General features: G+C 67.5%; 25 protein-coding genes and 1 pseudogene. 12 read left to right on the top strand and 14 right to left on the bottom strand.

Annotation, left to right across the window (positions count from 1 at the left end):
* The first annotated feature begins 20 nt into the window (after positions 1-20).
* The gene (locus NA12_RS11770; protein ID WP_084472697.1) at positions 21-1,115 is read left to right on the top strand and encodes an ABC transporter substrate-binding protein; all 1,095 of its coding nucleotides are present in this window, start codon (positions 21-23) and stop codon (positions 1,113-1,115) included.
* Positions 1,116-1,204: 89 nt separating this feature from the next.
* Positions 1,205-2,143 (top strand): dioxygenase family protein, encoded by a 939-nt coding sequence (locus NA12_RS11775; protein ID WP_067449265.1) that lies wholly within the window; start codon positions 1,205-1,207, stop codon positions 2,141-2,143.
* Positions 2,144-2,251: 108 nt separating this feature from the next.
* Here the strand turns inward: NA12_RS11775 and NA12_RS11780 are convergent, their stop codons facing one another.
* Complete coding sequence (locus NA12_RS11780) at positions 2,252-3,409, bottom strand: epoxide hydrolase family protein (protein ID WP_067449267.1); 1,158 nt, start codon at positions 3,407-3,409, stop codon at positions 2,252-2,254.
* A gap of 63 nt (positions 3,410-3,472) precedes the next feature.
* Between NA12_RS11780 and NA12_RS11785 the strand changes: the two genes are divergently transcribed.
* On the top strand, positions 3,473-4,429 hold the full coding sequence (locus NA12_RS11785) for a helix-turn-helix transcriptional regulator (protein ID WP_067449269.1): 957 nt from the start codon (positions 3,473-3,475) through the stop codon (positions 4,427-4,429).
* A gap of 49 nt (positions 4,430-4,478) precedes the next feature.
* Here the strand turns inward: NA12_RS11785 and nrdF are convergent, their stop codons facing one another.
* The gene (nrdF, locus tag NA12_RS11790; protein ID WP_067449271.1) at positions 4,479-5,441 is read right to left on the bottom strand and encodes a class 1b ribonucleoside-diphosphate reductase subunit beta; all 963 of its coding nucleotides are present in this window, start codon (positions 5,439-5,441) and stop codon (positions 4,479-4,481) included.
* A 467-nt stretch (positions 5,442-5,908) separates the two neighbouring features.
* Here nrdF and NA12_RS11795 point away from each other — a divergent pair, with 467 nt between their 5' ends.
* On the top strand, positions 5,909-6,889 hold the full coding sequence (locus NA12_RS11795) for a peptidase (protein ID WP_067449273.1): 981 nt from the start codon (positions 5,909-5,911) through the stop codon (positions 6,887-6,889).
* On the opposite strand, the gene mgtE is transcribed toward NA12_RS11795, so the two are convergent.
* Positions 6,886-8,334, bottom strand: coding sequence for a magnesium transporter (gene mgtE, locus NA12_RS11800; protein WP_243654697.1), 1,449 nt, complete (start codon positions 8,332-8,334; stop codon positions 6,886-6,888). The two genes, NA12_RS11795 and mgtE, sit on opposite strands and share 4 nt — an antisense overlap.
* 356 nt (positions 8,335-8,690) lie before the next feature.
* The gene (locus tag NA12_RS11805; RefSeq protein ID WP_067449275.1) at positions 8,691-9,266 is read right to left on the bottom strand and encodes a TetR/AcrR family transcriptional regulator; all 576 of its coding nucleotides are present in this window, start codon (positions 9,264-9,266) and stop codon (positions 8,691-8,693) included.
* Between the two features lie 81 nt (positions 9,267-9,347).
* On the opposite strand from NA12_RS11805, the pseudogene NA12_RS11810 reads away from it, so the two are divergent.
* A pseudogene (locus NA12_RS11810) lies at positions 9,348-10,033 on the top strand (DUF899 family protein).
* Here NA12_RS11810 and NA12_RS11815 read toward each other — a convergent pair.
* A complete protein-coding gene (locus NA12_RS11815) occupies positions 10,012-10,539 on the bottom strand; it encodes a hypothetical protein (protein ID WP_067449277.1) in 528 nt (175 codons plus the stop codon). The pseudogene NA12_RS11810 and the gene NA12_RS11815 overlap by 22 nt on opposite strands.
* A gap of 184 nt (positions 10,540-10,723) precedes the next feature.
* On the opposite strand from NA12_RS11815, the gene NA12_RS11820 reads away from it, so the two are divergent.
* Positions 10,724-11,716, top strand: coding sequence for an LLM class F420-dependent oxidoreductase (locus NA12_RS11820; protein WP_067449279.1), 993 nt, complete (start codon positions 10,724-10,726; stop codon positions 11,714-11,716).
* A 96-nt stretch (positions 11,717-11,812) separates the two neighbouring features.
* On the opposite strand, the gene NA12_RS11825 is transcribed toward NA12_RS11820, so the two are convergent.
* Together NA12_RS11825 and NA12_RS11830 are read right to left on the bottom strand one after the other, a co-directional pair.
* Positions 11,813-12,298, bottom strand: coding sequence for a DUF3558 family protein (locus tag NA12_RS11825; protein ID WP_067449281.1), 486 nt, complete (start codon positions 12,296-12,298; stop codon positions 11,813-11,815).
* A gap of 151 nt (positions 12,299-12,449) precedes the next feature.
* A complete protein-coding gene (locus NA12_RS11830; RefSeq protein WP_174551073.1) occupies positions 12,450-12,620 on the bottom strand; it encodes a hypothetical protein in 171 nt (56 codons plus the stop codon).
* A gap of 95 nt (positions 12,621-12,715) precedes the next feature.
* Here NA12_RS11830 and NA12_RS11835 point away from each other — a divergent pair, with 95 nt between their 5' ends.
* Positions 12,716-13,156, top strand: a complete 441-nt coding sequence (locus NA12_RS11835; protein WP_132369666.1) for an RDD family protein — start codon at positions 12,716-12,718, stop codon at positions 13,154-13,156.
* Positions 13,157-13,208: 52 nt separating this feature from the next.
* On the opposite strand, the gene nrdE is transcribed toward NA12_RS11835, so the two are convergent.
* From nrdE to NA12_RS11855, 4 genes are all read right to left on the bottom strand, one after another.
* A complete protein-coding gene (gene nrdE, locus NA12_RS11840; protein ID WP_243654815.1) occupies positions 13,209-15,290 on the bottom strand; it encodes a class 1b ribonucleoside-diphosphate reductase subunit alpha in 2,082 nt (693 codons plus the stop codon).
* Between the two features lie 59 nt (positions 15,291-15,349).
* The gene (gene nrdI / locus NA12_RS11845) at positions 15,350-15,823 is read right to left on the bottom strand and encodes a class Ib ribonucleoside-diphosphate reductase assembly flavoprotein NrdI (protein ID WP_067449289.1); all 474 of its coding nucleotides are present in this window, start codon (positions 15,821-15,823) and stop codon (positions 15,350-15,352) included.
* Between the two features lie 30 nt (positions 15,824-15,853).
* Positions 15,854-16,087, bottom strand: coding sequence for a glutaredoxin-like protein NrdH (gene nrdH / locus NA12_RS11850; RefSeq protein WP_067449291.1), 234 nt, complete (start codon positions 16,085-16,087; stop codon positions 15,854-15,856).
* A gap of 387 nt (positions 16,088-16,474) precedes the next feature.
* Complete coding sequence (locus NA12_RS11855; RefSeq protein WP_067449293.1) at positions 16,475-17,044, bottom strand: NAD(P)H-dependent oxidoreductase; 570 nt, start codon at positions 17,042-17,044, stop codon at positions 16,475-16,477.
* Between the two features lie 132 nt (positions 17,045-17,176).
* On the opposite strand from NA12_RS11855, the gene NA12_RS11860 reads away from it, so the two are divergent.
* Together NA12_RS11860 and nadE are read left to right on the top strand one after the other, a co-directional pair.
* On the top strand, positions 17,177-17,788 hold the full coding sequence (locus NA12_RS11860; RefSeq protein ID WP_067449516.1) for a TetR/AcrR family transcriptional regulator: 612 nt from the start codon (positions 17,177-17,179) through the stop codon (positions 17,786-17,788).
* Positions 17,789-17,794: 6 nt separating this feature from the next.
* The gene (nadE, locus tag NA12_RS11865; protein WP_067449295.1) at positions 17,795-18,619 is read left to right on the top strand and encodes an NAD(+) synthase; all 825 of its coding nucleotides are present in this window, start codon (positions 17,795-17,797) and stop codon (positions 18,617-18,619) included.
* On the opposite strand, the gene NA12_RS11870 is transcribed toward nadE, so the two are convergent.
* The 3 genes from NA12_RS11870 to moaA are packed head-to-tail and all read right to left on the bottom strand — an operon-like array spanning position 18,616 to position 20,268.
* Positions 18,616-18,972, bottom strand: a complete 357-nt coding sequence (locus NA12_RS11870) for an iron chaperone (protein ID WP_067449297.1) — start codon at positions 18,970-18,972, stop codon at positions 18,616-18,618. The two genes, nadE and NA12_RS11870, sit on opposite strands and share 4 nt — an antisense overlap.
* Before the next feature lie 2 nt (positions 18,973-18,974).
* Entirely contained in the window at positions 18,975-19,217 is a 243-nt protein-coding gene (locus NA12_RS11875; RefSeq protein ID WP_056812377.1) for a MoaD/ThiS family protein, read from the bottom strand.
* A complete protein-coding gene (gene moaA / locus NA12_RS11880; RefSeq protein ID WP_067449299.1) occupies positions 19,210-20,268 on the bottom strand; it encodes a GTP 3',8-cyclase MoaA in 1,059 nt (352 codons plus the stop codon). The genes NA12_RS11875 and moaA overlap by 8 nt, the downstream gene beginning before the upstream one ends.
* A 142-nt stretch (positions 20,269-20,410) precedes the next feature.
* Between moaA and NA12_RS11885 the strand changes: the two genes are divergently transcribed.
* Genes NA12_RS11885 through NA12_RS11895 form a run of 3 tightly spaced genes read left to right on the top strand, consistent with a single transcriptional unit; the run spans position 20,411 to position 23,119 of the window.
* The gene (locus NA12_RS11885; protein ID WP_067449301.1) at positions 20,411-21,616 is read left to right on the top strand and encodes a molybdopterin molybdotransferase MoeA; all 1,206 of its coding nucleotides are present in this window, start codon (positions 20,411-20,413) and stop codon (positions 21,614-21,616) included.
* A complete protein-coding gene (moaCB, locus tag NA12_RS11890; protein WP_067449303.1) occupies positions 21,613-22,695 on the top strand; it encodes a bifunctional molybdenum cofactor biosynthesis protein MoaC/MoaB in 1,083 nt (360 codons plus the stop codon). The genes NA12_RS11885 and moaCB overlap by 4 nt, the downstream gene beginning before the upstream one ends.
* The gene (locus NA12_RS11895) at positions 22,688-23,119 is read left to right on the top strand and encodes a molybdenum cofactor biosynthesis protein MoaE (protein ID WP_067449305.1); all 432 of its coding nucleotides are present in this window, start codon (positions 22,688-22,690) and stop codon (positions 23,117-23,119) included. Before moaCB ends, NA12_RS11895 begins: the two co-directional genes overlap by 8 nt.
* Positions 23,120-23,122 lie beyond the last annotated feature (3 nt).

Genomic DNA, 23,122 nt, shown 5'->3' on the forward strand with positions numbered 1-23,122 from the left:
TACGCAGTACCCTCGTGCGCATGCCGGCGAGCGTCCGAAACCGCACCCGATTCCGTCGCACCGCAGCGCAGGGCGGGCGCGTCCGCGCACGCGGCTTCGCGGTGGCTGTCGCGTTGCTGTGCGCCGCCGTGCTCACGGCGGGATGCGCGGACAAACACGACGACGCGAGCACGATCATCCGCACCACCACGAACATCGCCGGTGCCGGTGTGGTCGGGGCCGCGCGCGACACCGCGACCGCCTGCCCGTTGCCCAGCGCACCCGACGCGGGCTCCGGCGGCACCCGCGCGGTCACCCACACCGCCGGTACCTCGCAGGTGCCCGCCGACCCGAAACGCATCGTCGTGCTCACCACCGCCGCGCTCGACGCGGCCTGCGCGGTCGGCCTGTGGGAGCGGGTCGCGGGCGCGGTCACCCTCGACGGCGACCGTTCCCAGCCGATGTACCTCGGTTACGGCGTGCTGAAGGTGCCGAGCGTCGGCCCGATCGGCAGTCCCGATCCGGCTCGGATCGCCGAGCTGAAACCCGATCTGATCCTCGGCGACCTCGCCCCGGCCGCCGGTGGATACGAGGCACTGAGCAAGATCGCGCCCACCGTGCTGATCGGCGCGGGCGGCAGCTGGCAATCCGATGTCGCCGCCTACGCCGCGGGAATGAACCGTAGCGACGCCGCCGACACCGCGCTCGAGAACTACCTCACCGAGGCGCACGACGTCGGCTCCGCGCTGAACGCGCGCCAGTCCCAGGCTTCGGTATTGCGTTTCACCGCCGATGCCACACGAGTCCAGGGCGCCGAGACCTTCGCCGCCCAGGTCCTGTCCGATGTCGGCGTCCAGCGCCCGCCCGCGCAGCGCGGACCGTCCTTCGACATCACCGAGGCCGACCTCGCCACCAAAGCCGAAGGCGACGTGATCTACGTGATGTTCGACGGCCCCACCGGCGAGCAGCACGGCAAACAGGTCCTGCGCTCGGACCGGTTCAAGGAATTGAGCGCCTCGACCGACAAGCGTGTCTTCGCGGTCGACGACAAGATCTGGCACACCACAGGCCTCACCGCCGCCCGCGCGATCCTCACCGATCTGCGCAACAGCCTCAACGGCTACGTCACCGATTGACTCCCAGCTCACTCCCAGCGTGTTCGCAGTCTCGGCGCAGTCCCCGTACCTAGCGTGGTCGACAACACCGCCACAGCGAAGGAGCGACGATGGGCGAGCACGATCTGGGATTAGGGCACGATCTTCGAGTGATGTCACGGCGACGAGCGCTGGGTTTCCTCGGCGTCGCCGGGGTCGCGGCAGCGGCGGCGGGTTGCGCGACCTCGTCCGACAGTTCCGGGTCGAGCACGAGCACCGCCGGCGCCACCTCCTCCGCCACGTCAGCGACTCCGGCCGCGGCACCAGAGGAGACAGCGGGCCCCTACCCCGGTGACGGTTCCAACGGACCCAATGTGCTGATCGAATCCGGCGTGGTGCGCTCCGACATCACCACCAGCTTCGGCGCGTATTCCGGTACGGCCCAGGGTGTTCCGATGACCCTCACGCTGAATCTGCGTGACCTCGTGAAGAACGTGGCAGGCACCGGAATGGCGGTGTACGTCTGGCACTGCGACCGCGAGGGCCGATACTCCCTCTACACCGAGGGCGCCACCGAACAGAACTACCTGCGCGGGGTCCAAGTGGCCGACGACGACGGCACCGTCCGGTTCACCTCGATCTTCCCCGCCTGCTACGCCGGTCGCTGGCCACACATCCACTTCGAGGTCTACGACTCCCTGACCACCGCGGTCGCCGGTGACAACGCCCGCCTCACCTCCCAGATCGCCCTCCCCCAGGACGCGTGCACCACGGTCTTCGAGGCCGACTCCGGCTACGCCGACAGCATCCGCAACATGTCCGGGGTAACCCTCGCCTCCGACGGCGTCTTCGGCGACGGCTGGGACGCCGAACTGGCCACCGTCACCGGCACCCCCACCACCACCATGTCGGTCTCCCTCACCGTCGGCGTAGCGGCGAAGTCCCAGAACACCCAGTCCGACAACGGTTTCCCGGGCCCACCCCCCTCGGGCAACGGCGCCCCCGGCGGCCCGCCCCCCTCAGGCGGCGCCCCGAGTGGCCCCCCGCCCGGCGGCTCGGCTCCCCGCTGAACAATCAGCGGTCACCGACTCTCCGATTCGATCAACGCCCAGATCGCGGTCCCGTGAGCACCCTGTCGATCTCAGCCTGATTCGGCCGGCGTCCGCGGGACCGCTGGCTCAGCGCAGCCCTCGGAAGAACGCGCGGATGTCGGCGACCAGCAGGTCCGGTACTTCCATCGCCGCGAAGTGACCGCCCCGGTCGAATTCCGACCAGTGCACGATGTCGGTGTCCGCGTCGGCGTAGCGCCGGATCGCGACGTCCTCGGCGAAGACCGCGACGCCGACGGGGGTGCTCAGCGGTGTGGTCTCCCAGGAGCGGACGTGGGTGGCCTCGTAGTACAGCGCGGCCGATGAGCCCGCGGTGCCGGTGAGCCAGTAGAGCATCACGTTGGTCAGGAGCCGATCCCGATCCACGGCGTCCTCGGGCAGGCCCGTGGCCGGGAACGTCCACTCCTTGAACTTCTCCACGATCCACGCGAGCTGGCCGATCGGCGAATCGTGCAGGCCGTAGGCCACGGTCTGCGGGCGCGTGGCCTGGATCTGGAAGTAGCCGTTGCCCTCGCTCTTGAACAGGGCCAGGCGGTCGAGCCGGGCGAGTTCGGACTCGGTCATCGTCGCCTTGTCCTCGTCGGAGACGGGACCGAACGGGATGTAGCCGAAGGTCGCTGCGTTGACGTGCACGCCGATCACCTTGTCACCGCCCGCGCGGCCCACCTCGGGCGTGACGAACGCACCCCAGTCACCGCCCTGCGCGCCGTAGCTCTCGTAGCCGAGCCTGCTCATCAACTCGACCCAGGCCTTGCCGATGCGGGCCGGATCCCACCCTTCCTCGGCGACCGGTCCGGAGAAACCGAAGCCGGGCAGCGACGGGATCACCAGGTGGAAGGCGTCGGCCGGGTCGCCGCCGTAGGCCGCGGGGTCGGTGAGGGGACCGATCACATCGAGGAATTCGACGACCGAACCCGGCCAGCCGTGCGTCAGGATCAGCGGCGTGGCATCGGGATTCGCCGATCGCACGTGCAGGAAGTGGATGCGCTGGCCGTCGATCTCGGTGGTGAACTGCGCGAACTCGTTCAGCTGCGCCTCGGCGGCGCGCCAGTCGTAGGAATTACGCCAGTATTCGGCCAACTCGCGCAGATACGCGACCGGCACACCGCGGCTCCATTCGGCGCCCGGCTGCTGGACGGGCCAGCGGGCCTCGGTCAGCCTGGCCTGGAGGTAGTCCAGCTCGGCCTGCGGGATCTCGATCCGGAACGGGGTGATCTCGTTGCTCATGAGAACAACGTTATGGGCACAAGCGGACACCTTCTGTCCTATAGACCTGGCAGAGTCGAATTCGTGAAAGAAACTTCGGCGCGGCTGCTTCGACTGCTCGCCCTGTTGCAGACCCGGCGCGAGTGGTCGGGCGACGAGCTCGCCGCGCGCCTGGACGTCAGCACCCGCACGGTGCGCCGCGATGTCGACAAGCTGCGCGCACTGGATTACCCGGTGCGCGCGGTGAAGGGCATCGACGGTGGCTATCACCTGGAGCCGGGCGCGCGGCTGCCGCCGTTGCAACTCGACGACGAGGAAGCCGTCGCGATGGCGATCGCCCTGCGCACCGCGTCGATCAGCGGGGTGAGCGGAATCGGCGAGACCGCGCTGCGCGCACTGGTCAAACTCGAACAGGTGCTGCCCGCGCGATTGCGCCACCGCGTGCACGCCATGCAGGTCTCCAACGTCCAGATCCCCGGCCGGGCGCGGGTCGATATCGATCCCGCGGTGTTGTCCGCCATCGCGGCCGCGTGCCGCGACCACCAACGCCTGCGCTTCGACTACCGCAGCGGCGACCGCGAATCCCGCCGCGAGACCGAGCCGCACGAACTCGTCACCTGGGGCCCGCGCTGGTATCTCGTCGCCTGGGATATCGACCGCGACGACTGGCGCACCTTCCGCGTGGACCGGATGCAGCCGAAAATACCGGTGGGCCCGCGCTTCTCGCCACGCGAGATCCCCGGCGGCGATGCCGCCGCGCACGTGGCGAAAGGTGTCGCGCAGCTGTGGCCCTACCGCGCCACCGTTCGACTCCACGTCCCCGCCGATTCCGAACCGGCCCGCGCCGCGGCCACCTACGGCACCGTCGAACCGATCGACGCCGACACCTGCCGCCTGGAGATCGGCGCCGACAACCCGCGCGGACTGACCTTCCTCCTCGGCGCCCTCGACACCGATTTCGACATCGAACACGGCCCCGAACTGTCCGAGCACCTCCGCGCGCTCGCCGCGCGGTTCACCCGGGCGACCGCCTCGGAATAGCACAACGGCGGCGGAGAAAGTCTCCGCCGCCGTTATGCGTCGAGTTCGCTCAGAACTCCCAGTCTTCGTCTTCGGTGTTGATCGCCTTGCCGATGACATAGCTGGAACCCGAACCAGAGAAGAAGTCGTGGTTCTCGTCGGCATTGGGCGACAGCGCCGACAGGATCGCCGGGTTCACCTCGCACTCGTCCTTCGGGAACAGGCCCTCGTAGCCGAGGTTCATCAGCGCCTTGTTGGCGTTGTAGCGCAGGAACTTCTTGACGTCCTCGGTGAGGCCGACCTCGTCGTAGAGGTCCTGGGTGTAGTCGACCTCGTTGTCGTAGAGCTCGAAGAGCAGCTCGAAGGTGTAGTTCTTGAGCTCCTCGCGCTCGGCCTGGGAGACCAGCTCGAGGCCCTTCTGGTACTTGTAGCCGATGTAGTAGCCGTGCACGGCCTCATCGCGAATGATCAGGCGGATCATGTCGGCGGTGTTGGTGAGCTTGGCCCGCGAGGACCAGTGCATCGGCAGGTAGAAGCCGGAGTAGAACAGGAAGCTCTCCAGCAGCGTGGAGGCCACCTTGCGCTTGAGCGGGTCGTCGCCGTTGTAGTACGACAGGACGATCTCGGCCTTGCGCTGCAGGTTGCGGTTCTCCTCCGACCAGCGGAACGCCTCGTCGATCTCCTTGGTGGAGCACAGGGTGGAGAAGATGGAGCTGTAGCTCTTGGCGTGCACCGACTCCATGAACGCGATGTTGGTGTACACCGCCTGCTCGTGCGGGGTGAGCGCGTCGGGGATCAGCGAGACCGCGCCGACCGTGCCCTGGATGGTGTCGAGCAGCGTCAGGCCGGTGAAGACCCGCATGGTGAGCTGCTTCTCGTCGGGGGTGAGGGTGTTCCAGGACGGGATGTCGTTGGACACCGGGACCTTCTCCGGCAACCAGAAGTTGCCGGTCAGCCGATCCCAGACCTCGGCGTCCTTCTCATCGGGCACCCGATTCCAGTTGATGGCCGACGCCCGATCGATGAGCTTCATTCCGTCTCCACACCTTTCCGCCAGACCTGTTGACCCGCAGCCGCCGCCGTACGCGAAGCCCTTCACCCACGAACACTACTCGTAGTGGGTCAAAACCTCAGGGAGCACTACAGCTTGTGTTGCGGCGCGCCGAACCCGACCCGACCGGCCGAACTCCCACACCACACACGCGGCCCCTATTGTGCGCCACGATCGCGCACGCACCACCATCGCATCGCCAGTGACTCGCCACCCGCGTGCCCGCGCCCGTTTCGCCGTGAGCGCCGCCACTACCCGACCCCCGGCCCCGCCGTGCCGGGTCATATCTGCGGCATCGACACGACCTGGCATATCGGGTGATGTCGGCGAGCAGACGACAACGTTCCGAGAACGACCTCGCGCGATGTTTGCGCGAGAGTTGCCGTGGCGGGCAGACTCGGTGGTCGGGCGCGAGTCCGGGCCTGGATCCGTCGAGGACAGGGGTGCCGATGTATCGCAGGATGGCGCTGGCCGCTGCCGCGTTGCTCGTGTGCGCCGGATGCGGGAGTGACGACGAGGGCACGGCCCCTGATTACGGGAAGCTGCCGCCACCACCCGCACCGGTGATTCCCGCCCAGCCCCCGGAGTTCTGGTCGCAGGTGCCCCAGGACGAGCGCCAGCGCGACGACGTGGCCCAGGCGACACGCCAGGTCGATGTCTGCGCGGTGCTGCCGCGCGAAGCGCTCGCGAAGGTCGGCGAGGTCAAGAGCGTGACCATCGGCCTCGATTCGTGCCGGGCCATCCTCAGTGGTGGCGCGGGCACCGAGGATTCCACCCTCACCTGGCACGCCACCCTGCTGAGCAGCCTCGGCTCCAGCGGCAGAGGCGTCACCACACAGGTCGGCGCGGCCAGCGTGCGCACGGTCCCCGACCGTGATGCCGGTGAACCCCGGGCCTGCGGCGCGACGGCCTGGTTTCCCTCCGGCGCCGCCGTCTACCTCGGCCTGTCCACTCCCGGCAAGAAACCGTGCACCGTGGCCGGTGACCTGATGCCGGGCATGATCGAGCGCTGGCGCCAGTCACCGAAGCAGGGCACCTCCCCCGACACCGCGCCCACGGTGTTGCTCGGCGCCGACCCGTGCACAGTGCGCGGCAAACTCGCGGGCGCCGTCCGCGACGACGAACAGCGACTCACCCAGTGCCTGTTCAGCTATCGCGGCGAGAAGATCACCGTGAGCTACGAGTACCGCGTGCCCGAGTATCTGGCCGCCAACAGCACCGAGGACCGGATCGACGGCCGCACGGTGCACCGCTCGGTCTCGGTGTACGACAGCTCGATCCCGATCTACACCGCGGCTGTCGGCCCGGAACTGCCCGCCGAATCCACCGCGTTCGGCAGGCGCATTCCGGTGGTCGAGGTGGTGGCCGCCACCGACGACGTCGCCAAGGACGTGATGGCGCAGGCGCTCACGCTCTTCCCGCCGCGCTAGATTCCCAGCACCAGCTTCGCGGTGGTGAAGTAGATGATCAGCCCGGTCGCGTCGACCAGGGTGGTCACCATCGGCGCCGACACGACCGCAGGGTCGATCCGGAACTTCTTGGCCAGCAACGGCATCGTGCCGCCGATGGTCGCCGCCCAGCCGCAGATGACCACCAGGGTGATGGCCACGACGACGGCGATCTTCGGCCCGACGAACACTGTGCCGATCAGCAGGCCCGCGGCGGCCAGCATGGCGCCGAGCACCAGCCCCACCCGGCATTCGCGCCAGATCACCTTGAACAGATCCGAGACGCGCACCTCGCCGACCGCCAGCGCGCGCACGCACGCCGTCGCGGCCTGCGCACCCGCGTTGCCGCCCGCGCCGATCAGCAGCGGAATGAACAGCGCCAGGCTCGCGGCCTGTTCGAGCGTGGAGGCGAACATGTCGGTGACGCTCACGGTCAGCGTGGCCGCGAACAGCAGCAGCGTCAGCCACAGCGCCCGATAACGCGCCAGCTGGAACACCTTGGCGGCCATGTAGTGGCCTTCCCACGGCGCCGAACCGGCCTGCTTGGCGACATCCTCGCTGTCGGCGGCCTCCAGGACCTCCATCGCGTCGTCGATGGTGAGCAGCCCGACCACCCGGTCCTCGCTGTCGACGACCACCAGGTTGATGAGGTTGGTGGAACTCATCAACCGGGCGGCCTTCTCCGCGGCATCGGTGGCCCGCACGAACGGCGGCTCGGTGACGACCAACTCCGACACCATCGCGTCCGGCGAGTGCAGCACCAGCTCGCGCAGTTCGACGATGCCGGTGAGGCGACGGCCGCGATCGACCACGGGCAGCGTGTAGACCGTTTCGGCGTTGGCACCCTTGGCGCGCACACAGCCCAGTGCCTGCGCGACGGTCAGATTGTCCGGCAGCGCAACAACTTCCGGCGTCATGTACAGCCCGACCGAGCCCTCGGGGTAGCCGAGCAGCGTGGCGGTCATCCGGCGCTCGCGCGGGCTCAGCCCGGCGAGGACCTTCTTGGCGACCTTGGCGGGCGCTTCGTGCAGCATGCGGGCGCGGTCGTCGGGGTCCATCGCCTCGACGAGATCGCGAAAGCTCTTCTCGCGCAGGCCCTGCAGGATCTGCTGCTGGTCGACGGGCTCGAGTTCCTCGAACACGCTCAGCGCGCGCTCCTTGTCGAGCAGCCGGAACACGACACCGGCCTGCACCGCGTCCATCCGGGCCAGCGCGTCGGCGATGACGTGCGGCGGACGGTTGTCGAGCCAGTCCAGACCGCCACAGACCCGGTGGGTCTCGACGATGTCGCGCACCGATTCGGACAGGATCGCGAGCGCCTCGGTGACAGCGTGCTCTTCCACGACCGCTCGGCGCGGCGAAACAGTCTCGGGCACAACGGTTTCAGCGGGTACATGACGGGCAGTGACGAAATCGACGTTCGACATGATCGAGTCCTTGGCATGCCAGCGCGCACGCCTGTGGCACAGCTACAGGTTGCGCGAGAAGTGGAACGGGTGACGGTGGTTCACACCGCGGGGCGTCCACCACCGAGGCCGATACGCACAGACCGGACCGAGCAGGTCAGGATTCGCTGTACGAAGACGAAGGGGCGACGCCGCGCGGCCTTCGACTGGGAGGTTCGTTGCACATGACAACCCCACCTCCTCGCAGTCGCCGCGGGTGATCGCTCCGCGGATCGCATGACGTACCCATTCGGGCACACCCTTCCATCCGCAAGACTACATGCGGGGGCCGATCGTTTCATCTCCAACTCGCGCACCACCGGTCACAGTGGTATTGATCACACCGCGGGCGGAAGCCCCGCGATGACGGTGTCGACGGCCTGCTCGGCGAGCGGCCACAACTCGGCGCGATCCAGGTGCCGCAGCGGGCCGCGCAACGCCAGTTCCGCGAATCCGTGCACGGTGGACCAGCAACTCCAGGTCGCTGCGGCGCGCGCCGCGGGGTCGAGATCGCCGATGTGCACCATCATGTCGAGGGCATCGGCGAGGGCGAGGTAGGCGGGCGAGTCGACGACCGACTCGGGCGAGGCATCGCCGGCACCGAAGAACGCGACCGCGAACCAGCCGGGTTCGAGCAGCGCGAAGCCGATGTAACCGAGGCCGACCGCGCGCAGGCTCGCACGCGGCGCCGCCGGGCCGCGCTCCATGCCCTGGGCCATCCTGGCCTCGATCGCGGCCGAGACCGCCCGCAGTAGGGCTCGCCGGTCGGGAAAGTGCCGGTAGGCGGCATTCGGCGTGACGCCGACCCGGCGGGTGACCGCACGAATGGTCAACGCGTCGGGACCACCGGATCTGGTGAGGTCCAGCCCGGCCTCGACCAGGGCCGCCGCGAGGTCACCGTGATGGTAGGCCAACTCTTGAACGCCCTTTCGATGAAGTGTACAGTGTGCACATTACCGAATGTGCACGCCGTACACATCGAAGGGTGGCTCACCATGACCGCATTGCCCACCATCGTCGATCGCGACGTCTGGCAGGCCGAACTCGATCAGCTCCGGATCCGGGAAAAGGCCGCGACCCGCGAACTCGACGCCGTCGCCGCCCAGCGCAGGCGTCTGCCGGCCGTGCGCCTGCCCCACTACACACTGAAAGCCGAAGACGGCAGCGATGTTTCGCTCGCCGAGGTCTTCGACGGGCACTCGCAGCTGATCACCTATCACCACATGTGGACGCCGGGAAACACCTGGCAGTGCCCCGGCTGCACCGGCCTCACCGCGCAGTACTCCCGGCTGGATTTTCTCGACGGCTACGACGCGCGATTCGTCATCGTGACGCAGGGGCCGATGGACGAGGTACTCGCCTACAAGTCTCGCGTCGGCAACACGATGACCTGGTATTCGACCGCCGACAGCCCGTTCGGCGCCGACGTGGGCGCCGGCCCCGGCGCGGGTTTCGCCGTGAATACCTTCCTGCGCGACGGCGACACCGTCTACCGCAGCTGCACACCGACGGCCGTGGCACCGAACAACTCGCCTACACCTTCGGCTTGATCGACGCGCTCCCCTACGGCCGCCAGGAGCAATGGCAGGACAGTCCGGAGAACTGGCCGCAATCACCGACCTACAGCGGCTGGCCGAGCAGCAAGGACATCGCCGCCTCCTACGGCGACCCGAGCGCCTGACCTGCCAGATCCGCGCCGACCACGCGCTCGACCGCGGCCCAGTCGGGGGTGTGGGTCACCCAGTCCGGCACCCGTACGGTCTGCGCGCCGAACAGATACAGCCGGGGCACCAGATCGCGCAGGACCGCGTGCACCTCCAGTCGGTCGTCGATCATGTGGGTGATGCCGAGTTCGGCGCAGTGTGGCGCCTTGCCCGCGCGAGTTCTGCAGAAGCGCAAGTGTTCTCGGGGGATTCCTGTGCGCGCGGCGAAGTCGTGGTGGTCGAGCCATTGCCTGGTGCGATGTTCGACGCGCGGACCGCATTTCGAGATCACCCAGGCGTTGCCGTCGACACGGTCCACCAGGCGGCTGAGCACGTCGAACGCGCCGGGACTCGGCGGGGTGCTCATCGCCTCGTCGATGCCGCCCGACAGGAATACGGTGTCCGCGGCGCCCGGTGTGAGCGCGGCCCCTTGGATCACTCGCCCGAAGTCGACGCCGAGACGGCGTGGAGAAATATTGTTCATACAGCGACAAGCATGCCCGGGTTCGGCCCGCGTGCCAACTGCGTTTCGACACATAACGGCCGGTCCAGGGTTCAGCGCGGTGCGCGCACAATAGTTGCCTGATCGCGCAGAAGTGGAACAGTGGATCTCGACATCCGCGGCGTGTGGCGCCGCTCGAGTTTCACTTCATTCCAGGAGAAAACCTGTGCGCTTCGGCATATTCGTTCCCCAGGGCTGGCGGCTGGATCTGGTCGGTATCGAACCGGCTGACCAGTGGTCGGTGATGCGCGAACTGGCCCAGCGGTTCGACGCGGGCTCCGACTGGGAGTCGATCTGGGTCTATGACCACTTCCACACCACGCCCGTTCCCACCGACGAGGCCACCCACGAGGCCTGGACATTGATGGCGGCGTTCGCGGCCACCACCTCCCGCGTGCGCCTGGGCCAGATGTGTACAGCCATGAGCTACCGCAACCCCGCCTACCTCGCCAAGGTGGCCGCCACCGTCGACCTCATCTCCGGCGGTCGGGTGGAGATGGGCATCGGCGGCGGTTGGTACGAACACGAGTGGCGCGCTTATGGTTACGGCTTCCCGTCCGCCGGTGAACGTCTCGGCCGCCTGGACGAGGGCGTGCAGATCTTCCGCGAGGCGTGGAAGACCGGTCGAGCGACGTTGGACGGCAAGTACTACCAGGTCGACGATGCCATCGTGCACCCACGGCCGTTGCAGGAGAACGGGATTCCGATCTGGATCGCCGGTGGCGGCGAGAAGAAGACCCTGCGCATCGCCGCGAAGTACGCCGACTACACCAACTTCAGCGGCGACCCCGCCGAGTTCGCCCGCAAGTCCGACATCCTGCGCCAGCACTGCGACGAGGTCGGCACCGATTTCGCCGCCATCACCCGCAGCTCGAACTTCAACGCCATCGTCGGCAGCACCGAAACCGAAGTGCAGGAAAGACTCTCGACAATCGTTGACCGATTCACGCCTTTCCTCGGCGCCGATGTGGCGAAAGCCCGCGTGCACGAGCAGTTCGCGACCAGCGCGGCCGTCGGCACCCCGGAGCAGATCGTCGAACGCCTCACGGCGGTCAAGGATCTCGGCCTCGCGTACACCATCGTCAACTTCCCCGAAGCCGCCTACGACACCTCGGGTATCGAACTCTTCGAACGCGAGGTGATCCCGGCGTTGGCGTAATCCACGGCCGGTCTCGCGCGTCGGCACCTACCTCGTGGGCTGCACCATCGAACTCTGCTGCTCGTTCGGCCGACCCCGGACGGGCGCGGACTCGGCTCAGGTCGGGAAGGTCGCGACGATCGAATCACCCATGTGACGCAGGGTGGCGCAGGCGTCCGCGGCCTGCTGGGCGGGGTTGTTCACGACAACCATGCGGATGACGCCCTGGGTCGCGGGGAAGAGAATGTCACAGGAGGTGGGGGTGTCGCCGAGGCGACGGCCGGTGCGGCCCGCGACCGTGTAGTCGGTGAGAGGTGTCGGACCTGCCTCTTTTTCGAACTGGTCCAGGGTTCGCGAGGTCGAGAACACCCTCAGATAGGCGGCGGCACCGGTCCACTCGCAGGTCTGCCAACCGGCGGACACCGCGCCTGCCGCCACCTTCGTCGCGGGGTCGACACCGGCCGCGCGCAGTGCGTCCGCGGTGACTCCGGTGCACGGCTCGAACAAGGTCTTCGTGGCGGCGGCCCCGGGCTCCTCGCTCGCGCATCCGACGAGCGTCGCCGACGCCAACCCTGCGACCACCACCACGAACGCGCGCTTCATCCGTTCCCTTTCACCGTGCTTCGCACAACGCGGCCACGCTAACAAGACCCGCAACCGCACCGAGCGCTCGTCGCGCAAGACCTGGGCCGGTCACCACCTCGCTCGCGCCGCCACTGTGACGAACACCCACGCCGCGCACCCGATCGGCAGACTAGGAGTGCGCCCGTTCACTCGCGATGCGCTCTGGCAACGGATCCGCGTCGGCCCAACCCACGGTCAGGAGTGCGTCGACGGCGGTCGCGAGGCACGGCTCGTGCGGATCGGTCAGCATCGTGAAGCGGCGTCCGGTGCGGAGAAGTTCGTCGCGGAAACGCCGCGTCATCCACGGCCATAGGTGCTCGCCGTCGCGCATACCGTCGTCAGGTCGACAAGGCCGATACCGGGTGCTTATTAAGCGGCGCCCACCACGATGGCCCCATGAGCAACGCAGCACCGCCCCGGCACGCGGCGAGGAACAGCGGATACGTGCGCGGCCCCGCGCGACCGACGCGCGTCGCACGCGAAACCCGGGACCGGAAGGACGAATTCCCGCTCACCGGAACCACATCCAGCGGCACCGAGAACGGCGTGATTCCCGCGTTCCTCATCGACGCGGCACTGCACGCCACGATCGGCATCACCGCCTGGTACCTCGCTCCCGGCCCGACAGCCGTCCTCTACGGCATCCTCGCCTGGCTCGGCGCGTCCTTCCTACACCGCACCGTCATCCAGCACCGCACCCGGACAACGATCGGCAAGTGCCGGTACGGACTCCGACTGCGGTACGCCGACGGCACCTACCCGTCGACCTGGCAGCTGACCGTCCAGTGGTTCCGCGGTGGCTGGTCCTGCTTCGACCTCTTCGACAATGCCCACTGACACGATGAAGGGCGGCCTCCCCGAGAAGACCGCCCATTATCGTTAGCTCAGCTCACAACATGCAGCTGACGCAACCCTCCACCTCGGTCCCCTCCAACGCCATCTGGCGCAGGCGGATGTAGTAGAGCGTCTTGATGCCCTTGCGCCACGCGTAGATCTGCGCCTTGTTCAGGTCACGGGTGGTGGCGGTGTCCTTGAAGAACAGCGTCAGCGACAGGCCCTGGTCCACGTGCTGGGTGGCCGCGGCGTAGGTGTCGATGATCTTCTCGTAGCCGATTTCGTAGGCGTCGTCGTAGTACTCGAGGTTATCGTTGTCCAGGTAGGGGGCCGGGTAGTAGACGCGGCCGATCTTGCCTTCCTTGCGGATCTCGATCTTCGAGGCCACCGGGTGGATCGAACTGGTGGAGTGGTTGATGTAGGAGATCGAACCCGTCGGCGGGACGGCCTGCAGGTTCTGGTTATAGATGCCGTATTCCTGCACCGAGGCCTTGAGCAGACGCCAGTCGTCCTGGGTGGGGATGCGCACGCCGGCGTCGGCGAACATCTGAGCCACCTTGTCGGTCTTCGGTTCCCAGGCCTGCTCGGTGTACTTGTCGAAGTACTCGCCGCTGGCGTACTTGGAGTCGGCGAACCCGCCGAACGCGGAGCCGCGCTCCTTGGCGATCAGGTTCGACGCCCGAATCGCGTGGTAGACCACGGTGTAGAAGTAGATGTTGGTGAAATCCACACCCTCTTCGGAGCCGTAGTGGACCCGTTCCCGCGCCAGGTAGCCGTGCAGGTTCATCTGACCGAGGCCGATGGCGTGGGACTCGTTGTTGCCCTGCTCGATCGAGGGCACCGAGAAGATGTGGGTCTGGTCCGAGACGGCGGTGAGCGCGCGGATGGAGGTCTCGATCGTCTGACCGAAGTCCGGTGAGTCCATCGCCTTGGCGATATTGAGCGAACCCAGATTGCACGAGATGTCCTTGCCCACCTTGGAATACGACAGATCGTCGTTGAATTCCGAGGGAGTGGAGACCTGCAGGATCTCCGAGCACAGGTTCGAGTGGGTGATCTTGCCCTTGATCGGGTTGGCCCGGTTCACCGTGTCCTCGAACATGATGTAGGGGTAGCCCGACTCGAACTGCAGTTCGGCGATGGTCTGGAAGAACTCGCGCGCCTTGATCTTCGACTTGCGGATGCGCTTGTCGTCGACCATCTCGTAGTACTTCTCGGTGACGTTCACATCGGCGAACGGCACGCCGTAGATGCGCTCGACGTCGTAGGGCGAGAACAGGTACATGTCCTCGTTCTTCTTCGCCAGCTCGAAGGTGATGTCGGGGATCACCACACCCAGCGACAGCGTCTTGATGCGGATCTTCTCGTCCGCGTTCTCGCGCTTGGTGTCGAGGAAACGGTAGATATCGGGGTGGTGGGCGTGCAGGTACACCGCGCCCGCACCCTGCCGCGCACCCAGCTGGTTCGCGTAGGAGAAGGAGTCCTCCAGCAGCTTCATGATCGGGATGACGCCCGAGCTCTGGTTCTCGATCTTCTTGATCGGAGCGCCGTGCTCACGAATGTTGCTCAGCAGCAACGCCACACCGCCGCCGCGCTTGGACAGCTGCAGCGCGGAGTTGATGGAGCGCCCGATGGACTCCATGTTGTCCTCGATGCGAAGGAGGAAGCAGCTCACGGGCTCGCCGCGCTGCTTCTTGCCCGAGTTGAGGAAGGTGGGGGTGGCGGGCTGGAAGCGGCCGTCGATGATCTCGTCGACCAGATTGCTCGCCAGCACCTCGTCGCCCGCGGCGAGGGTGAGCGCGACCATGCAGACGCGATCCTCGAAACGCTCCAGGTAGCGCTTGCCGTCGAAGGTCTTCAGCGTGTACGAGGTGTAGTACTTGAACGCGCCGAGGAAGGTGGGGAACCGGAACTTCTTGGCGTAGGCCTGCTGGAACAGCTGCTTGACGAAGGGGCGACCGTACTGGTCGAGCACCTCGGTCTCGTAGTAGTTCTCCTTGACCAGATAGTCCAGCTTCTCGTCTAGGTTGTGGAAGAAGACGGTGTTCTGGTTGACGTGCTGCAGGAAGTACTGGTGCGCGGCCTCGCGATCCTTGTCGAACTGGATCTCGCCGTCGGGACCGTACAGGTTCAGCATCGCGTTGAGGGCGTGGTAGTCGAGCGCCTCGCCCGCCTCGCCGCGCACCGCCGACTTCTCTAGACGTGCTGACTTGCCTGCCGGTGCCGTGGTTGCTGTTGCCAAAACAATCCCAATCCCTCTCGGACGCGCGCGACGTCCTCAGCGGTTCCCATGAGTTCGAAGCGATACAGATACGGCACCCCGCATTTTCGCGAGATGATGTCTCCTGCAACGCAATAGGTATCGCCGAAGTTCGTGTTGCCGGCCGCGATCACCCCGCGCAGCAGCGCGCGGTTGTGTGGGTCGTTGAGGAACTTGGCGACTTGCCGTGGGACGAGGTCCTTGTCGGGACGTTGTCCCCCCATGACGTGCCGACCACCACCGTAGGTGGGGGTGATCAGCACGTAGGGCTCGTCGATCCGCGGCGATTCAGCGGTGGTGTGTAGTGGAAGTCGAGTGGCCGGGAGTCCGAGCTTCTCGACAAAACGATGGGTGTTCTCCGAAGCGCTGGAGAAGTAGACCAGCCCGCCCGGAGTCGTCTGCTCGGGCATGGCGCCTCCTTACCGGCGAACCGGCGCGAATCACGCAGCCGCGACGGCGAGCGCCTTGATGCGATCGGGACGGAAACCCGACCAGTGATCGTCACCCGCGACGACGATCGGCGCCTGCAGGTAGCCCAGCGCCATGACGAAGTCACGCGCCTCGTCGTTCTCCGAGATGTCGATGACGTCGTAGTCCACGCCGACCTTGTCGAGAGCCTTGTAGGTGGCGTTGCACTGCACGCAAGCGGGCTTGGTGTACACGGTGACGGTCATGATGGAAGTCCCTCTCTCCTATGCCTGATCCACAGCCTGTGATCCGTATGCAACGCACGAACGGGTGATGCTGCGCAAACTCCTGGATCCGACGAAGAAAGCCCTGCTCGTAACCCCTTCCCTTGGGCCCGATCAGTGGTGGCTCCGTGCTGTCTTCCAGTACGACAGACACTACACCTAGTGTCCGACAGATGGGAACAACACAAGGTGTTGCGAGTCGCACGGATGTAATTCCCACGCGGTAAGTCCCAGGACGGGCCACCGACGAGCAGGTGAAACAGTGGTTCAGATCACGATTTCATCTACCGGCGAGTCTTCAGCAAACCTCGCGGACAGCGAAAGGGCGTCGCATCCGTAACGGTTGCGACGCCCTGCCGAAAGACCAGCTTACGCGGTGATCAATGTGCCGTTCACCGCGGCGACCAACTCGTGCACGGTCGCGCCGAGCTGGGTCAGCGCCTCGGCGTCCTCGGCCGGATGCGTCTGCGCGAAGCGCTCGCCGATGGTCGCGAACTGCGCGTGCGCCGACTCCACGACGACGCCACCCGCCACGCCGACGGACTTGACGGTGTCGCCGTGCGCCCACGCCGCGGCGTTCGGGCTGATCGACGCGCTCACGACCGCGGCGGGCTTACCCTTGATCGCGCCGGCGCCGTACGGGCGCGAGGCCCAGTCGATGGCGTTCTTCAGCACGGCGGGCAGGGTGCCGTTGTACTCGGGAGTGACCAGCAGGACGGCGTCGGCCGCGGCGACGGCGGCACGCAGCGCCTCGGCCTGCGCGGGTACCGCACCGGGGATGTCCAGGTCCTCGTTGTAGAACGGGATCTCGCCGAGACCCTCGTAGATGGTGATTTCGACACCGGCGGGCGCGGTCTGCGCGGCGGCCTCGGCCAGGCGGCGATTGATGGAGCCCGCGCGCAGGCTTCCGACGAGAGTGAGGATGCGGGTCTCGCTCATGGCAACTCCTGGTGTACTCAGTGGAATGATCCAAGTTTCATCCGACATCAACCGGACTCCAGTCCGATTACTTCCCATGAAAGGCGCGTGAGCGGCGTGAGCTACGGCACACCCAAGTCCGACGAGCCGCCGATGCTGGGAATCGGACAGCCGTTGCCCGGCAGCGCCGAACCCGTCGAACGCGCCGACGCCGCGCGCAATCGCGCGCTGCTGCTCGACGCGGCCCAGCAGCTGGTGCGTGAGCACGGTGTCGACGGCCTCACGATGGACGCGCTCGCCAAGCGCGCCGGCGTCGGCAAGGGCACGGTCTTTCGCCGGTTCGGCAATCGGACCGGGCTGATGCTGGCGCTGCTGGATCACTCCGAACAGAAATTCCAGGCCGCTTTCATGTTCGGGCCCGCACCGCTCGGCCCCGAGGCAGCGCCGGTCGAGCGGCTGATCGCCTTCGGTCGCACCCGGCTGCTCGATATCGAGGTCGAGGGCGATCTGCACCAGGCCGCGGAGCGGGACGGGCGGTTCGGCGGCGGGCCCTACGCCCTGCACAAGGCGCACGTCATGCTGCTGCTTCGCACGGTCGGCGTCGAGGGCGAGATCGCGCTGATCGCCGACACGCTGCTGTCCACCCTGTCGGCGGCGCTGGTCATCTACCAGGTCGAGGTGCTCGGCTACACCCGTGATCAGATCGGCGACAACTGGGAATGGCTTGTTCGCCGAGTCGTTTCGCCTGTCCCCCAAGTAGAGTGAGACCGCATGGGGACACTGCGTGAACAGATCATTGCCGAATTGGGTGTGCTGCCCGAGATCGAGGCGAAGCAGGAGGTCCGACAGCGCGTCGACTTCCTGAAGGACTACCTGGCCACCACCCCGGCCAAGGGCTTCGCCCTCGGGATCAGCGGCGGGCAGGACAGCGCGCTGGCCGGGCGACTGTGCCAGCTGGCCGTCGAGGAGCTGCGCGCCGACGGTGTCGACGCGAAATTCCTGGCGGTGCGGCTGCCCTACGGCGTGCAGGCCGACGAGCACGACGCGCAGACCGCGCTGAACTTCATCGATCCCGATCGCACGGTCGTGGTGAACATCCGCCCCAGCGCCGACGCCATCGGCATCGAGGTCGCGGGCGCGCTCGATCACGAGCGCTTACGTGACTTCGTCCGAGGCAACATCAAGGCGCGCGAGCGGATGGTCGCCCAGTACGCCCTCGCGGGGCAGGAAAGCCTGCTGGTGGTCGGCACCGATCACGCGGCTGAAGCGGTCACCGGGTTCTTCACCAAGTTCGGCGACGGCGGCGTCGACCTGACGCCCCTCACCGGTCTCACCAAGCGCCAGGGCGCGGCGCTGCTACAAGAACTCGGCGCACCGTCGAGCATCTGGTCCAAGGTCCCCACCGCCGACCTCGAAGACGACCGCCCGGCCCTCGCCGACGAGGACGCGCTCGGCCTGCGCTACAGCGAGATCGACGACTACCTCGAAGGCAAGGATGTCACCCCCGAGGTCGCGCAGCGCCTGGAGTCGATCTTCACCAACACCCGCCACAAGCGCACCGTCCCGGTGACTCCGCTCGACACCTGGTGGCGCTAGGGCGCGCCGCCGCCGGACGCGATGGCGCGCAGTAGGTCCCGGACCAGCTCGTAGTCCGGTTCCTTGCGAAAGCGCAAGCAGCCTTTGCCCATGTCCTGACCCGCCAGGCGATCGGCGAACGCCGCGCGCACGTCGGCGCGCAGCAGGTAGAAGGAGATGTACTGCTTCTGGCCGGCGAAGGCGACCTCGGCGGTGCCGTCACGTTCGTAGGTGGGCATGCCGTAGGACATCACCTCGGTGAAGCCCGGCAGCTCCCGCAGGCACAGCTCACGCAGTCCGGTGAGCGCCTCGCGACGGTGTTCCGGTAGTTCGGCGAGGTAGGACGCCACATCGGGGGCCTTGCTCTGGACCACCGCTAGCCGCCCGCGAAGGGTGGGAGCACGTCGACTCGGTCGCGGAGCATGGCCGAGGGGTCGCGGGTGAGCTCGTCGCCGATGAGGAAGGCGCAGACACCGACGAGGCTGTCGATGTCGGAACCGTAGGTGGCGGCGAGGGTGGCGCGCAGGTCGGCGACGGTGGCGCCGTCGGGAAGGTCGAGCGATTCGGTGTTCTTGCCGACCGCGTCGGCGATGGCGGCGAAATAGCGGACCTCAACCACCGATGGCTCCCATCGTGCGTTCCGGGGGGACGAAACCGGCGGCGTCGATACCGTGACCGGCCCATTTCTGCCACATCGCGCCGCGCCACAGCTCGGCGACCTCGTCGTCGTCGGCGCCTGCCCGCAGCGCGGTGCGCACATCGAACTCCTGGTCGCTGAACAGGCACGAGCGCAGCATGCCGTCGGCGGTGAGCCGGGTGCGGTCGCAGGTGTCGCAGAACTTGCGGGTGACCGTGGCGATGATGCCGACCGTCGCCGGTCCGCCGTCGACCAGCCATTTCTCGGCGGGGGCCGAGGGGTCGGCGCGCACGGTGGGGGTCAGGGTGAAACGCTCGCCGAGGACGTCGAGCAGGTCGGCGGCCGTCACCATGTGATCGCGCGCCCACTCGTGGTCGGCGTCGAGCGGCATCTCCTCGATGAAGCGCAGTTCGCACTGCTCGGCCAGACACCACGCCAGCAGATCGGCCGCACCGGCCAGGTTCGAGCGCATCAACACGGCGTTGACCTTCACCGGCGCCATGCCCGCCTCGCGCGCGGCCCGGATGCCGTTGAGGACCGACTCCAACCGGTCGCGGCGGGTAAGGCGGGTGAAATCTTCCCGGTCGACGGTGTCGAGGGAGACATTGACCCTGGTCAGACCGGCCGCGGCGAGCTTGTGGATGCGATGTTCGAGGCCGACGCCGTTCGTCGTCATGGCCAACGGGGTGCCGGGCACCGCCGCGTGACAGCCCGCGATGATCTGTTCCAGTTCGCGGCGCATCAGCGGTTCGCCGCCGGTGAACCGCACCTCCCGCACACCCAGTTCACGCACGGCCAGCGATACCAGTCGCACGATCTCGTCGGTGGTGAGCAGCTCCTGGCGCGGGATCGGCGGCAGGCCCTCTTCGGGCATGCAGTAGGTGCAGCGCAGCGAACATTTCTCGGTGATGGACACGCGCAGGTCGCGGGCGGTTCGGCCGAAGCGGTCGACGAGGAACGGCGTGTCGGGCCTGCCGTCCAGGGACGGACGCTCCGATCGCACGGCGGGTATCCCCATTTCGACCAGCGTCATCTCTACAGTATGACTCGTAAGGCCCGTCACATTCCGTGCGCCGGGCCGATTCTTCGCGAACTCGTCAGCTCACCGCGCATCACCGCGCACCGTGAGCAACGCGACCCCGACCGGCCCCGATGGTGACGATTAAGCTGGCAGCATGACTCCCCGGCCTGCTACCGCGTCGGCGCGCAGCGTCGACGAGTACCGCGACACCGTCGCCGCGCTGCTGGCCCATCTCGCCGAGCGCCCGCACGACGAGGTCCCGGTGCCGGAGGCGCTGGGCCGCACGCTGTCGGCCGATGTGGCCTCGCCCATCGATCTGCCGGTGTTCCGGAACTCGGCGATGGACGGCTACGCGGTGCGCGCGGTCGATGTGGCCGTCACCCCGGTGTCGCTGCCGGTGGTCGGCGTGGTGGCGGCGGGCAAGCCGGGCACCGACGAGCTGCCCGCCGGATCGGCGTTGAAGGTGATGACGGGTGCGCCGATGCCTCCCGGCGCCGACTGTGTGGTGCCGGTCGAGGATGTGCAGGCCGGCGACGGACGGATCGTGGTCGAGCGTGGCCGTGGACGCGGCGAATTCGTGCGCGAGGCCGGTACCGACGTGCGCACCGGCGAGCTCGTCGCCCGGGCGGGCACGGTGCTCGCGCCTCGCCACATCGCGGCACTGGCCGCGGTCGGGCTGCCCACCGTGCCCGTGCTGAGTCGATTACGCGCCGTCTGCATCACCACCGGGGACGAACTCCGGCCCGCAGGCGCCGAGCTGGCGCCGGGCCAGATCTACAACTCCAACGGCATCGCGCTGGCCGCCGCGTTGCGGGCCGACGGTGTCGAGGTGGTCGAGGTCGCGCACAGCACCGACGACCCCGCGGTGTTCGCCTCGATACTGCGTGCCGCGACCGCTGCCGCCGACCTGGTCTTCACCTCCGGTGGCGTGTCCAAGGGCGACTTCGAGGTCGTGCGGGATGTGCTGGGTCCGCTCGGCGGGACGTTCGGCTCGGTCGCGGTCCAGCCCGGCGGGCCGCAGGGCTACACGGTGGTCGACGGGGTTCCGGTGCTCAGTTTCCCGGGTAATCCGGTGAGCACGATGGTGTCCTACGCCGTGTTCGCGCGCCCCGTGGTGCGCGCGCTGGCCGGGTTGTCCGAGCTCGTGAGCGGCGAGACCACGCTGCTCACACCGCTGCGTTCGCCCGCGGGCCGTCGCCAATACCTGCGCGGTCTGCTCACCGAGGATGGGGTCGAAGTGATCTCGGGCCCCGGTTCGCATCTCATCGCGGGGATGGCCTGGGCCGATGTCCTCGTCGACGTTCCCGCCGAGGTCACCTCGCTGGCCACCGGTGTCCCTGTGCGAATCTTGTCCCTATGAGCGAGTTGTCCCACGTCGACCGCGAGGGTCGCGCGCGCATGGTCGATGTCAGCGCGAAAGCCGACACCACCCGAATCGCTGTCGCCGCAGGCGAATTGCAGACGACCGCGGAAGTGGTGGCGTTGGTGCGGGCCGAGGGGATGCCGAAGGCCGACGTGCTGTCCACGGCGCGATTGGCCGGAATAGCCGGTGCGAAGAAGACTTCCGAGCTGATACCGCTGTGTCATCAGCTGGCCTTGTCGTCGGTGAAGGTCGAGTTCGGGTTCACCGAGACCACCATCACGGTCGAGGCGACCGCGAAGACCAAGGGGCCCACCGGGGTCGAGATGGAGGCGCTGACCGCTGTCGCCGTGGCCGGGCTGACGCTGCACGACATGGTGAAGGCGGTGGATCCCGCTGCCGTGATGAACGGGGTTCGCCTGATCACCAAAGAGGGTGGAAAGCACGGACATTGGGTGCGCCCCGAGGGTCGCTCCGATGCAGGCACACCCGCGCTGGACCGGTTGGCACAGGTGGACGCGGATGCCGACGAAGGGTCCGCGCCGACGACCACCGAAGTCGCGGAAAGCGGCGCCGAGTCGGAATCGGTTGACGCCCAGGCATTTTCGCGGACCGCTGTGGTCGTTGTCGCGTCTACCGGCACCGCGGCGGGCACCCGCGTCGACACCACCGGTCCCGTTCTCGCCGATTGGCTGACCGCGCAGGGCTTTTCGGTGCGTGGGCCGCTGGTCTACGCCGATGCCGAGATCGCCGCCGGGCTGGCCGACGCACTGGGCCACGAGCCGTCGCTGGTCGTCACCACCGGCGGTACCGGCGCGTCCCCCACCGACGCGACACCGGAGGCCACGCGCGCGGTGCTCGATCGTGAACTACCCGGTGTCGCCGATGCCATTCGGCAGCGTGGGACCGCGAAATTCCCCCTCGCGGCGCTCAGTCGCGGTGTTGCCGGACTGGCCGGTCGGACCGTTGTGGTGAACCTGCCCGGTTCGCCCGGCGGGGTGAAAGACGGGATAGCGGTGCTGGAACCGCTGTTGGATCATCTGCTAGCGCAAGTAGCCGGAGGCGGCGACCATGAGTGACTTCGGCGCGGTTCGACTCGCGACCATCAGCGATCAGGACCTCGATCCCCTCGCCGTCGAAAAGGCTGTCGAAGGACCGGAATTCGGCGCGGTGGTGGTGTTCACCGGCAAGGTGCGCAACCACGACGGCGGGCAGGCGGTGACGTCGCTGGAGTATTCGGCGCATCCACAGGCGCAGCGATTCCTGCACGCGATCTGCGCGGAAGTGGCGCAGGCGAGCGGACTTCCGGTCGCGGCGTCGCATCGTATCGGAGCGCTGACGATCGGCGGGCTGGCGATCGTGGTGGCGGTGGCCGCGCCGCACCGGGCCGAGGCGTTCGCGGTCTGCGCCGGGCTGGTCGACCGGATCAAGCACGAGGTGCCGATCTGGAAGCGACAGTTGTTCGCCGACGGGCTTTCCGAGTGGGTCAACGCCTGCGGCTGAGCG

This window comes from Nocardia alba NBRC 108234, assembly GCF_001612665.1.
GTDB lineage: Bacteria > Actinomycetota > Actinomycetes > Mycobacteriales > Mycobacteriaceae > Nocardia > Nocardia alba.

Coding starts and splice junctions, on each gene's coding strand:
- nrdF (WP_067449271.1), bottom strand. CDS start 5,441: ATGAAGCTCATCGATCGGGCGTCGGCCATCAACTGGAATCGGGTGCCC.
- moaA (WP_067449299.1), bottom strand. CDS start 20,268: ATGACGCTGGTCGAAATGGGGATACCCGCCGTGCGATCGGAGCGTCCG.
- NA12_RS11775 (WP_067449265.1), top strand. CDS start 1,205: ATGGGCGAGCACGATCTGGGATTAGGGCACGATCTTCGAGTGATGTCA.
- NA12_RS11795 (WP_067449273.1), top strand. CDS start 5,909: ATGTATCGCAGGATGGCGCTGGCCGCTGCCGCGTTGCTCGTGTGCGCC.
- nrdH (WP_067449291.1), bottom strand. CDS start 16,087: ATGACCGTCACCGTGTACACCAAGCCCGCTTGCGTGCAGTGCAACGCC.
- NA12_RS11825 (WP_067449281.1), bottom strand. CDS start 12,298: ATGAAGCGCGCGTTCGTGGTGGTGGTCGCAGGGTTGGCGTCGGCGACG.
- NA12_RS11855 (WP_067449293.1), bottom strand. CDS start 17,044: ATGAGCGAGACCCGCATCCTCACTCTCGTCGGAAGCCTGCGCGCGGGC.
- NA12_RS11895 (WP_067449305.1), top strand. CDS start 22,688: ATGAGTGACTTCGGCGCGGTTCGACTCGCGACCATCAGCGATCAGGAC.
- NA12_RS11860 (WP_067449516.1), top strand. CDS start 17,177: ATGCTGGGAATCGGACAGCCGTTGCCCGGCAGCGCCGAACCCGTCGAA.
- NA12_RS11885 (WP_067449301.1), top strand. CDS start 20,411: ATGACTCCCCGGCCTGCTACCGCGTCGGCGCGCAGCGTCGACGAGTAC.
- moaCB (WP_067449303.1), top strand. CDS start 21,613: ATGAGCGAGTTGTCCCACGTCGACCGCGAGGGTCGCGCGCGCATGGTC.
- NA12_RS11835 (WP_132369666.1), top strand. CDS start 12,716: ATGAGCAACGCAGCACCGCCCCGGCACGCGGCGAGGAACAGCGGATAC.
- NA12_RS11830 (WP_174551073.1), bottom strand. CDS start 12,620: ATGACGCGGCGTTTCCGCGACGAACTTCTCCGCACCGGACGCCGCTTC.
- nrdE (WP_243654815.1), bottom strand. CDS start 15,290: ATGCTGAACCTGTACGGTCCCGACGGCGAGATCCAGTTCGACAAGGAT.
- nadE (WP_067449295.1), top strand. CDS start 17,795: ATGGGGACACTGCGTGAACAGATCATTGCCGAATTGGGTGTGCTGCCC.
- nrdI (WP_067449289.1), bottom strand. CDS start 15,823: ATGCCCGAGCAGACGACTCCGGGCGGGCTGGTCTACTTCTCCAGCGCT.
- NA12_RS11815 (WP_067449277.1), bottom strand. CDS start 10,539: ATGAACAATATTTCTCCACGCCGTCTCGGCGTCGACTTCGGGCGAGTG.
- NA12_RS11770 (WP_084472697.1), top strand. CDS start 21: ATGCCGGCGAGCGTCCGAAACCGCACCCGATTCCGTCGCACCGCAGCG.
- mgtE (WP_243654697.1), bottom strand. CDS start 8,334: ATGTCGAACGTCGATTTCGTCACTGCCCGTCATGTACCCGCTGAAACC.
- NA12_RS11780 (WP_067449267.1), bottom strand. CDS start 3,409: ATGAGCAACGAGATCACCCCGTTCCGGATCGAGATCCCGCAGGCCGAG.